We start from the raw sequence: 13,987 nt of genomic DNA, 5'->3' as shown, positions 1-13,987 counted from the left end.
ATCATCGTTTACCTCCATCGCGAGCGAGCTCGCTCCTACAGGTATCTGTTGATTTCAACAAGGAAAAGGCCATGTCCCTAGCGGTGATTCAAATGGTCAGCCAGAGCGATGTGCTGGCCAACCTGACCCAGGCTTGTCGCCTGCTCGAGCAGGCTGCAGCTTCCGGCGCGAAGCTGGCGGTGCTGCCGGAAAACTTCGCCGCCATGGGGCGTCGCGATGTCGCTGACATCGGTCGCGCCGAAGCGCTGGGGGAAGGCCCGATCCTGCCCTGGTTGAAACAGACCGCCCGTGACCTCAGGTTATGGATAGTGGCTGGCACCTTGCCTTTACCGCCAGTGGATCAACCGGCGGGCAAAGCCCACGCCTGCTCGTTGCTGGTTGATGATCAGGGTGAAACGGTGGCGCGCTACGACAAGTTGCACCTGTTCGATGTGGACGTAGCCGACAATCGCGGCCGTTATCGCGAATCCGATGACTATGCTTATGGCAGTGGGGTAGTGGTGGCGGATACGCCGGTCGGGCGAGTCGGCCTGACGGTCTGCTATGACCTGCGCTTCCCGGAGCTCTACAGCGAATTGCGTGCCGCCGGCGCGGAATTGATCACCGCACCCTCGGCCTTTACCGCCGTGACCGGCGCCGCGCACTGGGATGTGCTGATACGCGCGCGGGCGATCGAGACCCAGTGTTATGTGCTCGCGGCTGCTCAGGGTGGCACGCACCCGGGGCCGCGGGAAACCTGGGGTCATGCGGCAATCGTCGACCCATGGGGACGAGTATTGGCGCAACAGGACCAGGGCGAGGCCGTGCTGCTGGCCGAACGCGACAGCAGCGAACAGGCGTCCATCCGGGCGCGGATGCCGGTGTCCAGTCACCGGCGCTTTTTCTCGCAGGGCGCCCAGCGGCCTGCATCAGAACGACGAATTTAAGGCGTAAAGCATATGAGCGAGTTGTTGTCCTCAGTCAGTGAACACCTCCTGGCGCCCGGCGGCGTAACCATCGAAAGCCTGCAAGGCGTGCTCGGCGATCTGGCCGGCCCGGGTATCGATGCCGCCGACCTGTATTTCCAGGGGCAGATTTCCGAGTCCTGGGCGCTGGAAGACGGCATCGTCAAGGAAGGCAGCTTCAACCTTGACCAGGGTGTTGGCGTGCGGGCGCAATCCGGTGAAAAAACCGGATTCGCCTACAGCAACGCAATCACTCTCGAAGCCCTGGGCGCGGCGGCTCGTGCGGCGCGCTCGATTTCCCGGGCCGGGCAAAACGGCACGGTGCAAGCTTTCAGCACCCAGGACGTCGCGCAGTTGTACGCACCGGACAACCCTCTGGAAGTGCTGACCCGTGCCGAGAAGGTCGACCTGCTCAAGCGCATCGATGCAGCGACCCGTGCGCTTGATCCACGCATCCAGCAAGTCACCGTGAGCATGGCCGGCGTCTGGGAGCGGATTCTGGTGGCGTCCACCGATGGTGGGCTGGCCGCAGACGTGCGACCGCTGGTGCGCTTCAACGTCAGTGTGATCGTCGAGCAGAACGGCCGTCGTGAGCGCGGTGGTCATGGCGGTGGCGGTCGCACCGATTATCGTTATTTCCTCGCCGAAGACCGTGCCATGAGCTATGCCCGTGAAGCGCTGCGCCAGGCGTTGGTCAATCTGGAGGCCATCCCGGCTCCGGCAGGCACCTTGCCGGTGGTGCTCGGCTCCGGCTGGTCGGGCGTGCTGCTGCACGAAGCGGTAGGCCACGGTCTGGAAGGCGATTTCAATCGCAAGGGCAGTTCGGCTTACAGCGGGCGCATGGGTGAGATGGTTGCGTCCAAGCTGTGCACCATCGTCGATGACGGCACACTGGCCGGTCGTCGTGGCTCCCTGAGCGTCGATGATGAAGGCACCCCGACCGAGTGCACCACACTGATCGAAAACGGCGTACTCAAAGGGTACATGCAGGACAAGCTCAATGCGCGCCTGATGGGCGTGGCCCGCACCGGTAACGGGCGTCGCGAGTCCTACGCCCATCTGCCGATGCCGCGTATGACCAATACCTACATGCTTGGTGGCGAAAGCGATCCGGCGGAAATCATCGCCTCGGTGAAAAAGGGCATCTACTGCGCCAACCTTGGCGGCGGTCAGGTGGATATCACCAGCGGCAAGTTCGTGTTCTCCACCAGCGAGGCGTACCTGATCGAAGACGGCAAAATTACTGCCCCGGTCAAAGGCGCGACGCTGATTGGCAACGGTCCTGAAGCCATGAGCAGAGTGTCGATGGTCGGTAACGACCTGGCGCTGGACAGCGGCGTGGGGACGTGCGGCAAGGATGGGCAGTCGGTGCCGGTGGGTGTCGGTCAGCCAACGCTGAAAATTGATGCGATCACCGTGGGTGGCACGGGGTCGTAAGAGAGGGAGCCTTGGGTGAATCGCAGGGCGATTCACCCGGTCGGGGACTTAACGCAGGCCGCGTTGAGTCTCGTCCAGCTCACGGATGTACTTGAAGATTTTACGGCTGGAAGCAGGAGGCTTGTTTTGCGCAACCTCGTGCTGGGCCTGACGGATCAGGGAACGCAGTTGCTGGCGATCGGCGTCCGGGTATTCGACGACGAATTTTTCCAGAACGGCATCGTCACCGGCAATCAGGCGATCCCGCCAGCGCTCCAGGTTATGGAAGCGCTCGTTGTACTGGCGAGTGGAGGCATCGAGTTGATCGAGCAGAACCAGAATGGCGTCAGTGTCCTGATCGCGCATCAGTTTGCCGATGAACTGGAGATGCCGCTTACGCGCGATGTGTGCGGTGTGCTTGGGCGCATCGGCCAAGGCCCGGCGCAGAGCGTCGGTCAAGGGCAGTTTGTTGAGCAAGTCAGGCTTGAGCGTTGTAAGGCGCTCGCCGAGGTCAACCAGAGCATGCAGCTCGCGTTTGACCTGGGATTTGCTTTTTTCTCCCGTATCGAGGGAGTCGTCGTAAGAATCAACCATGGTGGCAGTCCGCAAAGAAACGCCGCCATGATAACCAGTCGGGGGCCGCTTGTCCGGCCCGGTCGCTCGATGACCGTTACCGAAAGCAGAATTTGAGTGGAGAACAGCATGAGTGCAGTTGAAAGCGTCGGCCCACAAGCATTGCCGGCACTGCAGGAACAGGTCGAGCAGATCATCGCTGAAGCCAAGCGCCAGGGGGCCAGTGCCTGCGAGGTGGCGGTGTCCCTGGAGCAGGGCCTGTCGACGACGGTCCGTCAACGTGAGGTCGAAACTGTCGAGTTCAACCGCGATCAGGGCTTTGGCATCACTTTGTATGTCGGTCAGCGCAAGGGATCGGCCAGCACCTCGGCCAGCGGCCCTGACGCCATTCGCGAAACCGTTGCCGCCGCACTGGCCATCGCCAAACACACCTCCGAAGACGAAGCCTCGGGCCTGGCCGATGCCGCGCTGATGGCCAGGGATCCGCAGGATTTCGACCTTTTCCACGCCTGGGACATCACCCCGGAACAGGCCATCGAAAAAGCCTTGCTCTGTGAAGCCGCCGCATTCGATGCCGACGCGCGGATCAAAAACGCCGACGGCACCACCCTGAGCACTCACCAGGGTTGCCGCGTCTACGGCAACAGCCACGGGTTTATCGGCGGCTATGCGTCGACGCGTCACAGCCTTAGCTGCGTGATGATCGCCGAGGCCGATGGCCAGATGCAGCGCGACTACTGGTACGACGTGAATCGCCTGGGCAATTTGCTGGCGGACCCGGTGAGCATCGGCCAGCGTGCCGCGCAACGTGCGGCGAGCCGCCTGGGTGCGCGTCCGGTGCCGACCTGCGAAGTGCCGGTATTGTTTTCCGCAGAGCTGGCCGGTGGTCTGTTCGGCAGTTTCCTGTCGGCGGTTTCCGGGGGCAGCCTGTATCGCAAGTCGTCGTTCCTCGAAGGCACCCTGGGGCAGAAGTTGTTTCCCGAGTGGCTGACCCTCGATGAGCGTCCGCATCTGATGCGGGCCCTGGGCAGTGCAGCATTCGATGGTGATGGCCTGGCGACCTATGCCAAGCCGTTCGTCGAAAAGGGCGAGCTGGTGTCCTACATTCTCGGCACTTATTCCGGTCGCAAACTCGGCATGCCCAGCACCGCCAACGCAGGCGGCGTGCACAACCTGTTCGTGACCCATGGCGACGAAGACCAGGCGGCCTTGATGCGCCGCATGGGCCGCGGCCTGCTGGTGACCGAGCTGATGGGGCAGGGGCTGAACATGGTGACCGGCGACTACTCGCGCGGCGCGGCGGGATACTGGGTCGAGAACGGTGAAATCCAGTTCGCGGTGCAGGAAGTGACCATCGCCGGCAACATGCGCGATATGTTCAAGCAGATCGTCGCCGTGGGGAATGACCTGGAGCTGCGCAGCAACATTCGCACGGGTTCGGTGCTGATCGAACGGATGATGGTCGCCGGTAGCTGATCTTCCTCGCTGTAGACAAGGCGCGCCACCCATCGGGTGGCGCGCCTTTTTATTGGGCTCATGAAAATCCCTGTAGGAGCGAGCTTGCTCGCGATGAGGCCCTTCAGACCGCAAAAAAAACATCGCGGACAAGCCCCGCCCCCCGCAGTGGTCACATACACAGACACACTTGTTTTGGTTCTCATTATCATCTAATAATAAATCTCATTACCGAATGAGCCCGGATCATGAGTTCTGCCTTGCACGAGCAGCCTTACCTCGAAAACTGGCGCTGGATGAGCCGCCAGATCCGTTGCGCGATGGATCCCGACGAACCCCGCCTGATCGAACATTACCTGGCCGAAGGCCGGTATCTGGCGTGTTGCACGGCCACCTCTGCCTGGACCGTCGCTGAAACCTCTTTCCGACTGTTGCTCGACACTGCCACCGACGTCGCGCTGCCGTGGCACTGGCGCACCTACTGCCTGGATCAGGCATGGCGCCCTTTGCGTGAGCTGGAGCGCCTTTCCCTTTGCAAATGCCGCCTCAAACGCTGGCAGAGCTACACCTGGCAACTGGCGACCTGCGAGTTGCAACCCTCCATTCCTCTTATCGAACTGGTGCAAGGATTTTCAGATGACCAAGACACGTATTGAGCGCGACAGCATGGGCGAGCTTCAGGTCCCGGAAGACGCCCTCTACGGCGCGCAGACCCAACGTGCAGTGGATAACTTCCCGATCAGCGGCAAACCCATGCCGGTGCAATTCATTCGAGCGTTGATCCTGGCCAAGGCCGCGGCAGCCCGGGCGAACGTCGAGCTCAGGCAGATCAGCGCGTCCCAGGGCAAGGCCATCGTCGATGCGGCGCAGGGCCTGCTGGAAGGCGATTTCATGCAGCACTTCCCGGTGGATATTTTCCAGACCGGTTCCGGCACCAGTTCCAACATGAACGCCAACGAAGTGATCGCCACCCTGGCCAGCCGCCTGCTCGGCGAGCCGGTGAACCCCAATGATCACGTCAACTGCGGCCAGAGCAGCAACGACATCATCCCGACCACCATTCACGTCAGTGCCGCCCTGGCGCTGCATGAGCAGTTGCTGCCGGCCCTGAATGGCCTGGTGCAGGTGATCGAGCACAAGGCCGGGCAGGTTCATCACCATGTCAAAACCGGACGCACCCACCTGATGGACGCGATGCCGGTGCGCCTGAGCCAGGTGCTCAACGGTTGGGCCCAGCAGCTCAAGGCCAACATCGGCCATCTGCAAGGCCTGCAACCAAGCCTGCAATCTTTGGCGCAGGGCGGCACGGCGGTGGGCACCGGTATCAATGCGCATCCTGAATTTGCAGCGCGTTTCAGCCAGCAACTGAGCCAATTGACCAAGGTGGAATTCACGCCGGGCGTGGATCTGTTTGCTTTGATCGGTTCCCAGGACACTGCGGTCGCGGTTTCCGGCCAGCTCAAGGCGACGGCGGTATCGCTGATGAAAATCGCCAACGATCTGCGCTGGATGAACTCCGGACCCTTGGCCGGTCTCGGTGAAATCGAGCTCGAAGCCTTGCAGCCTGGCTCCTCGATCATGCCCGGCAAGGTCAATCCGGTGATTCCGGAAGCCACTGCCATGGTCGCAGCCCAGGTAATCGGCAACGACACGGTCATCACCATCGCCGGTCAGTCGGGCAACTTCGAGCTGAATGTGATGCTGCCGATCGTCGCCCAGAACCTGCTGAGCAGTATCGAACTGCTGGCCAATGCCAGCCGCTTGCTAGGTGAAAAGGCCATCGCCAGCTTCAAGGTCAACGAGTCCCGACTCAAGGAAGCACTGTCGCGCAATCCGATTCTGGTCACCGCGCTCAACCCGATCATTGGCTACCAGAAAGCCGCCGAAATCGCCAAGAAAGCCTATGCACAAGGTCGGCCGGTGATCGATGTCGCGCTGGAACACACCGAGCTGTCGCGCAGCCAGCTGGAAGAGTTGCTCAACCCGGAAAAACTCACCGCAGGCGGCGTGTAAGCCCCGCTGCCGCTTTGGAGGCACACCATGGAGCACTGGAAACGCACGATCGAAAGAGCCAATCGTTTTTTCATGCAGGGTGAACTGGTCGATGCCCGCGAGGCTTACTTGCAGGCATTGGCCCTGGCCCAGGTGCTGTTCGAGCGCTGGGCGAATGCCGATGAAGCGGTGGCGGCCTGCGTGATTTCCCATCACAACCTGGCGGACCTGCATTTGCGTTTGAACCAGCCGGAGGAGAGCGCCGAGTACCTGTGCGCGATTCACCAGCGGCTGTTGCAGGCCATGCAGGATCCGCGGCTGCCGCAGGCATTGCGTGAAGCCGCGCTACGTCAGAGCAGCAAGACCTATGTCGAGCTGCTGAATTTCATCAGCGAATACGGCGAGTACCCGCGCACCCATCGTTTGCTGCACATCGATGCCACCTCGCCTGCGCCTCAACTTCATGGAGTTCATTGAAATGGCTTTTACCTTGCCTGCCTTGCCGTACGCCTACGACGCCCTGGAACCGCACATCGATGCAAAGACCATGGAGATTCATTACACCAAGCATCACCAGACCTACATCAACAACCTGAATGCCGCGGTCGAAGGCACCGAGTTCGCCGAGTGGCCGGTGGAAAAGCTGGTGGCCGCCGTGCAGCAACTGCCGGAAAAACTCCGCGCGGCGGTGATCAATCAGGGCGGTGGTCATGCCAACCATTCACTGTTCTGGGAGGTCATGGCACCTCAGGGTGGTGGCAAACCTGAAGGCGATTTGGCCAGGGCCATCGACGAGCAACTGGGCGGCCTCGACAGTTTCAAGGAGGCCTTCACCAAGGCGGCGCTGACCCGATTTGGTAGTGGCTGGGCTTGGCTGAGCGTGACACCGGACAAGACCCTGGTCGTGGAGAGCAGCGGTAACCAGGACAGCCCATTGATGAACGGCAATACGCCGATTCTCGGTCTGGATGTCTGGGAGCATGCCTACTACCTGCAGTATCAGAACCGCCGCCCGGAATACATCAGTGCGTTCTACAACGTGATCAATTGGCCTGAAGTCGCTACGCGCTATCAGGCTGCTTTGAATTAAGTCCTCCTGAAAACAATCCAAGGCTGAATATGGGCACGCAAACACTGGTGGTCGGAAGTGGGCGAATGTTTCGTTACGCGTTTGGATCGCTGCTGGTACTGGCGGGCATGAGCTTGCTGGTGGCGCACGGGCTGGAGTGGCTTGATCTGGAGCCGAGGCTGTCTCGGGCATTGCAAGGCGGGGCAATCTGCGCACTCGGCACCGCGCTTGGGGCTGTCCCGGTACTGGTGATTCGGCGCATGCCCCAGGTACTCAGCGATACATTGTTGGGGTTTGGGGCCGGAGTGATGCTGGCTGCGACTGCGTTTTCGCTGATCGTGCCGGGCATTGCCGCGGCGGAAACACTCGGCATGACCCCATGGGCGTCCAGCGGTTTGATTTGCTTGGGCATCATGCTCGGTGCATTCGGCCTGTTCCTGGTCGATCGCAAAGTGTCCGGTGCATCGCCGCAGGAGCTTATCGGCACCCTGGAGCATCCGGTCATTCCGCCCCGAATCTGGTTGTTCGTGTTCGCGATCATTGCCCATAACATTCCCGAAGGCATGGCGGTAGGCGTGTCTGCGGGTGGAGGCATGCCGGATGCTGACAGCCTGGCGATGGGCATTGCCCTGCAGGATGTGCCGGAGGGGTTGGTGATCGCTTTGGTGTTGGCCGGGGCAGGGATGTCGCGGTTCAAGGCGTTCCTGATCGGTGCGGCATCAGGCCTGGTCGAGCCGGTATTCGCTCTGTTGTGCGCTTGGCTGGTGAGCCTGGCAGAACTGCTGTTGCCATTGGGCCTGGCATTGGCGGCGGGGGCGATGTTGTTGGTGGTGACCCACGAAGTCATTCCCGAATCGCGTCGCAATGGTCACGACAAACTGGCCAGCCTTGGGGTGTTGATCGGCTTCTGTTTGATGATGGTGATGGATACTGCGTTGGGTTGAATAAAAGATCGCAGCCTGCGGCAGTTCCTGCATGGATTCGTGCAAGAGCTGCCGCAGGCTGCGATCTTTGCGTTTATTCGCCTTCGTCGAAGTAGTTGTTGATCAAAGTCACCAGCGCATCCATTGCTTCCTGTTCCTGCGCACCTTCCGTGCTCAGGTGGATCTTGGTGCCCTTGCCGGCGGCGAGCATCATCATGGCCATGATGCTTTTGCCGTCGACCGTGGACTCCGGCGTGCGTCCAACCCTGATTGTGCAATCCTTGAATTGGCCGGCGACTCCGACGAATTTTGCAGATGCCCGGGCATGCAAACCCAGTTTATTGATGATTTCGATTTCCCGAGCAGGCATCGCGATGTGAATCCTTTAGCTGAGGTCGCGGTGGCGGACCTGGACGTTCTTCAGGGATTGCTGCAGGGTCTTGCCCAGCCGCTCGGTCAGATAGACAGAGCGGTGATGCCCGCCGGTGCAACCGATGGCAATGGTGACATAGGCGCGGTTACTGGCAGCAAAGCGGGGCAACCATTTGAGCAAATAAGTGGAGATGTCCTGGAACATCTCTTCAACATCCGGCTGTGCCGCCAGGTATTCGGCAACCGGCAAATCGAGACCGGACTGCGCACGCAATTCCGGCTTCCAGTAAGGATTGGGCAGGCAGCGAACATCGAATACCAGATCGGCGTCTACCGGCATGCCACGCTTGAAGCCGAAAGACTCCACCAGAAACGCTGTACCGGGCTCTGGTTGATTCAGCAGGCGTAGCTTGATGGAGTCGCGCAGTTGATACAGGTTCAGGTTGGTGGTGTCGATTTTGAGATCGGCGAGGTCCGCAATGGGGTCGAGCAGGATCTTTTCATCTTTGATCGCTTCGGCAAGCGAGCGATTGGCATTGCTCAGCGGGTGACGACGACGGGTTTCCGAGAAGCGCTTGAGCAAGGTCTCCTCGTCGGCATCCAGGTACAGGACATCGCACTGGATATGCCGGTTGCGGACCTCCTCCAGCAATTCCGGGAAACGCGACAAGTGACTTGGCAGGTTACGGGCATCGATGGATACCGCAACCAGCGGCTGTAGCAACTCCGTGTGAATCAACGCGCGTTCGGCCAGTTCCGGCAGCAACCCGGCGGGCAGGTTGTCGATGCAGTAGTAGCCGTTGTCCTCAAGTACATCGAGGGCGGTACTTTTACCTGAGCCGGAGCGGCCGCTGACAATGATCAAGCGCATGGTTACTGCCTGTTTTGCTCGTCCAGGACAACCTGATACAAGGCTTCATTGCTCGGGGCGCTGCGCAGTTTGTCGCGCACGTCCTTGCGGTCGAGCATGCTGGCGATCTGGCGCAACAGCTCCAGATGTGCGTCGGTGGCGGCTTCCGGGACCAGCAGGACGAACAGCAGGTCGACCGGAGCACCATCGATAGCGTCAAAATCGATAGGGGCATCCAGGTGCATCAAGGCACTGATAGGCGAGGTACAACCCCTGAGGCGGCAATGAGGAATGGCGATGCCGTTGCCAAAACCCGTTGAGCCGAGTTTTTCACGGGACACCAATGCCTCGAAGACATCTTGCATCTCCAGATCCGGCACTTCGCGATGGATGAGGTTGGCAATTTGTTCGAGGGCTTTCTTTTTACTGCCGCCCGGCACGTTCACCAGGGAACGGCCGGGGGTCAGGATACTTTCAAGTCGGATCATGGGATGGGGGGGTTAACGACCGGTAGCGCCCTGGAGGAGGCTCTGGGTCTTTTCCTTATGCTTTTTGAGTTGTTTATCCAGCTTGTCGGTCAATGCGTCGATCGCCGCGTACATATCGGTATGTTCCGCGTTGGCGACGACTTCATTGCCGGGAATATGCAGTGTGGCTTCGATTTTCTGCTTCAGCTTTTCGACGGTCATCGTGACCTGCACGTTGGTGATCTTGTCGAAATGCCGCTCCAATCGTTGGAGTTTTTCGCCGATGTAGGTGCGAAGAGGTTCGGTCACTTCCAGTTGGTGTCCACTGATGTTGACTTGCATACAGCTTCTCCTTCGTTGCCAGTGCATAAAGCGGCAGGCAGAAATACCTGCCACTGGAACGCTGTGGCGTGGCTCTACATCAACCGCTTGCGTTCGCTCGAAGGCGCGATCCCGAGGGATTCGCGGTACTTGGCGACGGTGCGGCGAGCCACCTGAATGCCTTGTGCCTCCAGTAAACCAGCGATCTTGCTGTCACTCAACGGCTTTTTCTGATTTTCAGCGGCAACCAGTTTTTTGATGATCGCGCGGATCGCCGTGGACGAGCATTCGCCGCCCTCGGACGTGCTGACGTGACTGGAGAAAAAGTACTTCAGCTCATAGATGCCCCGGGGGGTGTGCATGAACTTCTGGGTGGTCACACGTGAGATCGTCGACTCGTGCATGCCGACCGCTTCAGCGATGTCATGCAGGACCAGCGGTTTCATGGCTTCGTCGCCGTACTCCAGGAAGCCGCGCTGATGCTCGACAATCTGGGTGGCCACTTTCATCAGGGTTTCGTTGCGGCTTTGCAGGCTCTTGATGAACCAGCGGGCTTCCTGCAACTGATTGCGCATGAAGGTGTTGTCGGCACTGGTGTCGGCGCGGCGGACAAAGCCGGCGTACTGGGCGTTGACCCGCAACCGTGGCACCGACTCCTGGTTGAGCTCCACCAGCCAGCGCTCGTTGTCCTTGCGCACGATCACGTCGGGGACGACGTACTCGGCTTCGGTGGACTCGATTTGCGAGCCTGGGCGCGGGTTGAGGCTCTGGACCAGTTCGATCACCTGGCGCAGCTCATCTTCCTTGAGCTTCATGCGGCGCATCAATTGACTGTAATCGCGGCTGCCGAGCAGGTCGATGTAATCGGTGACCAGGCGCTTGGCCTCGTTCAGCCATGGGGTCTTGGCTGGCAACTGGCGCAGTTGCAGCAGCAGGCATTCGCCCAGGTTGCGAGCGCCGATGCCGGCGGGCTCGAATTGCTGGATGCGGTGCAGGACGGCTTCGATTTCGTCCAGCTCGATATCCAGTTCCGGATCGAAGGCTTCGAGGATTTCTTCGAGGGTTTCGTCGAGATAGCCCTGATTGTTGATGCAATCGATCAGGGTCACGGCGATCAGGCGGTCGGTGTCGGACATCGGCGCCAGGTTCAATTGCCACAGCAGATGGCTTTGCAGGCTTTCACCAGCCGATGTGCGGGTGGTGAAATCCCATTCGTCGTCATCGTTGCTTGGCAGGCTGCTGGCGCTGGTCTGATAGACATCTTCCCAGGCGGTGTCGACGGGCAGTTCATTGGGAATGCGCTCGTTCCAGTCACCTTCATCGAGGTTGTCGACCGTCGGCGTGCTTTCCTGGTAGGAGGGTTCCTGAATTTCTGTGTTTGGCTTCTGTTCGACGTTGTCGGCCATGGGGTCGGAGTTATCGAAGTCGTCGCCTTCTTCCTGGCGTTCGAGCATCGGATTGGACTCCAGGGCCTCCTGGATTTCCTGTTGCAGGTCCAGGGTCGACAATTGGAGCAGGCGGATGGCCTGTTGCAGCTGCGGTGTCATCGTCAGCTGCTGGCCCATTCTCAAGACTAGCGATGGTTTCATGGCAGGGGCTTAACACCTTATTCCGGCGCGCATGCGCCATCCACTACAGGGCGCCGGAGCGCCAAACATAAGCAAATTATATGCCTGATATTGCAGTGTTTGCCTAGAGCGCTGTAACAATAAAAAAGTGTTGATTTTTTATCGAGACAAGCGCTCGGTCGACCAGCCTTGCACCTCAGTGCTTACAGGCGGAACTCATGGCCCAGGTACACTTCCTTGACCAGGTTGTTGGCCAGAATCGTCTCGGCGTCGCCTTCGGCGATCAACTGCCCATCATTGACGATATAGGCGGTTTCGCAGATGTCCAGAGTCTCGCGGACGTTGTGGTCGGTGATCAGCACGCCAATGCCCTTGGCCTTGAGGTGGTGGATGATCTGCTTGATGTCGCCCACCGAAATCGGGTCCACGCCGGCGAAGGGTTCATCGAGCAGGATGAATTTCGGATTGGTGGCCAGTGCACGGGCAATTTCCACGCGGCGGCGTTCACCACCGGACAGGCTCATGCCGAGGTTGTCGCGGATGTGGCTGATGTGGAATTCCTGAAGCAGGCTCTCCAGCTCACGGCGACGGCCTGCCTTGTCGAGTTCCTTGCGGGTCTCCAGGATCGCCATGATGTTGTCGGCCACCGAGAGCTTGCGGAAGATCGAGGCTTCCTGCGGCAGGTAGCCGATACCGGCTTTCGCGCGACCGTGCATTGGCTGGTGGCTGACATCCAGGTCGTCGATCAGCACACGGCCCTGATCGGCCCTTACCAGGCCGACAATCATGTAGAAGCAGGTGGTCTTGCCGGCGCCGTTAGGGCCGAGCAGGCCGACGATCTGACCGCTGTCGATGGACAGGCTGACGTCACGCACGACCTGGCGGCTCTTGTAGCTCTTGGCCAGATGCTGAGCTTTCAGAGTTGCCATTACTGGGCCTTTTGCTCGTCGGTTTTCTTTTTCGGCTGGATCACCATGTCGATGCGTGGGCGCGCTTCGGTGACTTTGCTACCGGTGGCGCGACCGGCACTGGCCAGCTTCTTGACCGTGTCGTAGACGATTTTCTCGCCCTGGGTGGTGTTGTTGTCCTTGTCGATCACTTTGGCGCGATCGATCAGCACGACGCGATTTTGCTGGGCGTGGTACTGGATGGTCACACCCCAACCCTGCACAGGCTTGGTGTCGCCCGCGGTCTGCAGTTGCTCGAAGTAGGCCAGGTTGCCTACCGAGGTCACCACGTCGATGTCGCCGTTGGGGGCGCGGGTCATGGTCACTTTGTTGCCGGTAACCTTCATCGACCCCTGGGTGATGATCACATCGCCGGTGTAAGTGGCAATGCCATTCTTGTCGTCCAGCTGGGCATCGTCGGCCTGAATGCGGATTGGCTGCTGTTGGTCGTCCGGCAGAGCCCAGGCGCTCACGCTTCCCAGTGCTGCGCCCAGACTGAGCAAAATAGGGAGGGTTTTAACGAGCCTCATACTGTCCTCTTACGTTCGATAGCAGGTGTATCCTGCTTTCCTTCAAATACGCTTTCATTCCTACGCCAGTCGATACGCCGCCAGCGCCGTCGATTCTAACGGGTTGCTGGGTCTGCGCATATTGCTCCTGCGGGAACACCGTCATGCGAGTGGAGGTGATGAGCGTGTCGCGGTTTTTTTCATCGGTGCGCTTGACGCGCACATTGTCGATCAGTTCTACCTCGGTACCGCCGGAGTTCACTTCGCCATGGTCGCTGGTCACGTGCCACGGGAAATCAGTGCCGCGGTACATGTTCAGGTCAGGCTTGGTAACCAGGGTGACGTCGGTGGCCTTCACGTGTTCGGCCTTCTCGGATGTCATTTCGTACTGCACCTTGCCGTCTTCGAGGTATTGCAAGGTGTGAGTGTTGGTCGCGTACCAGTCGATCGGGCTTTCCGTAGTCTTGGCCGGTGGCTTGTCGAGGAAGCGTTCCGGACTGATGTTCCAGTAGCCGACCGCGGCGAAAATCGCGGCAATGAAGGTGAGCAGCAGTGTCTTACGAAGCTTTTTGCTAAACATG

The 13,987-nt window shown here is 59.9% G+C and carries 17 protein-coding genes; 8 read left to right on the top strand and 9 right to left on the bottom strand.

Annotated elements, in window-relative coordinates:
• Window positions 1–71 precede the first annotated feature (71 nt).
• On the top strand, window positions 72–926 hold the full coding sequence (locus ABTV29_RS27020; protein ID WP_433767616.1) for a carbon-nitrogen hydrolase family protein: 855 nt from the start codon (window positions 72–74) through the stop codon (window positions 924–926).
• Window positions 927–938: 12 nt separating this feature from the next.
• Window positions 939–2,381, top strand: a complete 1,443-nt coding sequence (tldD, locus tag ABTV29_RS27015; RefSeq protein ID WP_433767615.1) for a metalloprotease TldD — start codon at window positions 939–941, stop codon at window positions 2,379–2,381.
• Between the two features lie 48 nt (window positions 2,382–2,429).
• On the opposite strand, the gene yjgA is transcribed toward tldD, so the two are convergent.
• Entirely contained in the window at window positions 2,430–2,954 is a 525-nt protein-coding gene (gene yjgA / locus ABTV29_RS27010) for a ribosome biogenesis factor YjgA (protein WP_433767614.1), read from the bottom strand.
• A 108-nt stretch (window positions 2,955–3,062) separates the two neighbouring features.
• Between yjgA and pmbA the strand changes: the two genes are divergently transcribed.
• The 6 genes from pmbA (at window position 3,063) to ABTV29_RS26980 (ending at window position 8,393) form a co-directional block, all read left to right on the top strand.
• The gene (gene pmbA, locus ABTV29_RS27005) at window positions 3,063–4,409 is read left to right on the top strand and encodes a metalloprotease PmbA (RefSeq protein WP_433767613.1); all 1,347 of its coding nucleotides are present in this window, start codon (window positions 3,063–3,065) and stop codon (window positions 4,407–4,409) included.
• A gap of 227 nt (window positions 4,410–4,636) precedes the next feature.
• Window positions 4,637–5,044 (top strand): FagA protein, encoded by a 408-nt coding sequence (locus ABTV29_RS27000; protein ID WP_433767612.1) that lies wholly within the window; start codon window positions 4,637–4,639, stop codon window positions 5,042–5,044.
• A complete protein-coding gene (locus ABTV29_RS26995) occupies window positions 5,025–6,401 on the top strand; it encodes a class II fumarate hydratase (RefSeq protein WP_433767611.1) in 1,377 nt (458 codons plus the stop codon). Before ABTV29_RS27000 ends, ABTV29_RS26995 begins: the two co-directional genes overlap by 20 nt.
• A 27-nt stretch (window positions 6,402–6,428) precedes the next feature.
• The gene (locus ABTV29_RS26990) at window positions 6,429–6,857 is read left to right on the top strand and encodes a hypothetical protein (protein ID WP_433767610.1); all 429 of its coding nucleotides are present in this window, start codon (window positions 6,429–6,431) and stop codon (window positions 6,855–6,857) included.
• Window position 6,858: 1 nt separating this feature from the next.
• Window positions 6,859–7,470, top strand: coding sequence for a superoxide dismutase (locus tag ABTV29_RS26985; RefSeq protein ID WP_433767609.1), 612 nt, complete (start codon window positions 6,859–6,861; stop codon window positions 7,468–7,470).
• Between the two features lie 29 nt (window positions 7,471–7,499).
• On the top strand, window positions 7,500–8,393 hold the full coding sequence (locus ABTV29_RS26980; RefSeq protein WP_433767608.1) for a ZIP family metal transporter: 894 nt from the start codon (window positions 7,500–7,502) through the stop codon (window positions 8,391–8,393).
• 73 nt (window positions 8,394–8,466) lie between these two features.
• On the opposite strand, the gene ABTV29_RS26975 is transcribed toward ABTV29_RS26980, so the two are convergent.
• From ABTV29_RS26975 to lptC, 8 genes are all read right to left on the bottom strand, one after another.
• A complete protein-coding gene (locus tag ABTV29_RS26975; protein ID WP_433767607.1) occupies window positions 8,467–8,742 on the bottom strand; it encodes an HPr family phosphocarrier protein in 276 nt (91 codons plus the stop codon).
• Between the two features lie 15 nt (window positions 8,743–8,757).
• The gene (gene rapZ, locus ABTV29_RS26970; RefSeq protein ID WP_433767606.1) at window positions 8,758–9,615 is read right to left on the bottom strand and encodes an RNase adapter RapZ; all 858 of its coding nucleotides are present in this window, start codon (window positions 9,613–9,615) and stop codon (window positions 8,758–8,760) included.
• 2 nt (window positions 9,616–9,617) lie between these two features.
• The gene (gene ptsN, locus ABTV29_RS26965) at window positions 9,618–10,082 is read right to left on the bottom strand and encodes a PTS IIA-like nitrogen regulatory protein PtsN (protein ID WP_433767605.1); all 465 of its coding nucleotides are present in this window, start codon (window positions 10,080–10,082) and stop codon (window positions 9,618–9,620) included.
• Window positions 10,083–10,094: 12 nt separating this feature from the next.
• Window positions 10,095–10,403, bottom strand: a complete 309-nt coding sequence (hpf, locus tag ABTV29_RS26960) for a ribosome hibernation-promoting factor, HPF/YfiA family (protein WP_047537716.1) — start codon at window positions 10,401–10,403, stop codon at window positions 10,095–10,097.
• 74 nt (window positions 10,404–10,477) lie between these two features.
• Complete coding sequence (locus ABTV29_RS26955) at window positions 10,478–11,971, bottom strand: RNA polymerase factor sigma-54 (protein WP_433767604.1); 1,494 nt, start codon at window positions 11,969–11,971, stop codon at window positions 10,478–10,480.
• 182 nt (window positions 11,972–12,153) lie between these two features.
• Entirely contained in the window at window positions 12,154–12,879 is a 726-nt protein-coding gene (gene lptB, locus ABTV29_RS26950) for an LPS export ABC transporter ATP-binding protein (RefSeq protein ID WP_433767603.1), read from the bottom strand.
• Window positions 12,879–13,427 (bottom strand): lipopolysaccharide transport periplasmic protein LptA, encoded by a 549-nt coding sequence (gene lptA / locus ABTV29_RS26945; RefSeq protein ID WP_433767602.1) that lies wholly within the window; start codon window positions 13,425–13,427, stop codon window positions 12,879–12,881. The genes lptB and lptA overlap by 1 nt, the downstream gene beginning before the upstream one ends.
• Complete coding sequence (lptC, locus tag ABTV29_RS26940) at window positions 13,414–13,986, bottom strand: LPS export ABC transporter periplasmic protein LptC (protein ID WP_433767601.1); 573 nt, start codon at window positions 13,984–13,986, stop codon at window positions 13,414–13,416. The genes lptA and lptC overlap by 14 nt, the downstream gene beginning before the upstream one ends.
• Between the last annotated feature and the right edge of the window lies 1 nt (window position 13,987).

This window comes from Pseudomonas putida (genome assembly GCF_050989985.1).
Lineage (GTDB): Bacteria > Pseudomonadota > Gammaproteobacteria > Pseudomonadales > Pseudomonadaceae > Aquipseudomonas > Aquipseudomonas putida_AI.
Note: the sequence above shows the minus strand (reverse complement) of the source record. Positions and strands in the feature narration are given on the sequence as shown.

Excerpts from the sequence above, each read along its gene's own strand:
- ABTV29_RS27020 (WP_433767616.1), top strand. The coding sequence starts at position 72 with ATGTCCCTAGCGGTGATTCAAATGGTCAGCCAGAGCGATGTGCTGGCC.
- tldD (WP_433767615.1), top strand. The coding sequence starts at position 939 with ATGAGCGAGTTGTTGTCCTCAGTCAGTGAACACCTCCTGGCGCCCGGC.
- yjgA (WP_433767614.1), bottom strand. The coding sequence starts at position 2,954 with ATGGTTGATTCTTACGACGACTCCCTCGATACGGGAGAAAAAAGCAAA.
- pmbA (WP_433767613.1), top strand. The coding sequence starts at position 3,063 with ATGAGTGCAGTTGAAAGCGTCGGCCCACAAGCATTGCCGGCACTGCAG.
- ABTV29_RS27000 (WP_433767612.1), top strand. The coding sequence starts at position 4,637 with ATGAGTTCTGCCTTGCACGAGCAGCCTTACCTCGAAAACTGGCGCTGG.
- ABTV29_RS26995 (WP_433767611.1), top strand. The coding sequence starts at position 5,025 with ATGACCAAGACACGTATTGAGCGCGACAGCATGGGCGAGCTTCAGGTC.
- ABTV29_RS26990 (WP_433767610.1), top strand. The coding sequence starts at position 6,429 with ATGGAGCACTGGAAACGCACGATCGAAAGAGCCAATCGTTTTTTCATG.
- ABTV29_RS26985 (WP_433767609.1), top strand. The coding sequence starts at position 6,859 with ATGGCTTTTACCTTGCCTGCCTTGCCGTACGCCTACGACGCCCTGGAA.
- ABTV29_RS26980 (WP_433767608.1), top strand. The coding sequence starts at position 7,500 with ATGGGCACGCAAACACTGGTGGTCGGAAGTGGGCGAATGTTTCGTTAC.
- ABTV29_RS26975 (WP_433767607.1), bottom strand. The coding sequence starts at position 8,742 with ATGCCTGCTCGGGAAATCGAAATCATCAATAAACTGGGTTTGCATGCC.
- rapZ (WP_433767606.1), bottom strand. The coding sequence starts at position 9,615 with ATGCGCTTGATCATTGTCAGCGGCCGCTCCGGCTCAGGTAAAAGTACC.
- ptsN (WP_433767605.1), bottom strand. The coding sequence starts at position 10,082 with ATGATCCGACTTGAAAGTATCCTGACCCCCGGCCGTTCCCTGGTGAAC.
- hpf (WP_047537716.1), bottom strand. The coding sequence starts at position 10,403 with ATGCAAGTCAACATCAGTGGACACCAACTGGAAGTGACCGAACCTCTT.
- ABTV29_RS26955 (WP_433767604.1), bottom strand. The coding sequence starts at position 11,971 with ATGAAACCATCGCTAGTCTTGAGAATGGGCCAGCAGCTGACGATGACA.
- lptB (WP_433767603.1), bottom strand. The coding sequence starts at position 12,879 with ATGGCAACTCTGAAAGCTCAGCATCTGGCCAAGAGCTACAAGAGCCGC.
- lptA (WP_433767602.1), bottom strand. The coding sequence starts at position 13,427 with ATGAGGCTCGTTAAAACCCTCCCTATTTTGCTCAGTCTGGGCGCAGCA.
- lptC (WP_433767601.1), bottom strand. The coding sequence starts at position 13,986 with ATGTTTAGCAAAAAGCTTCGTAAGACACTGCTGCTCACCTTCATTGCC.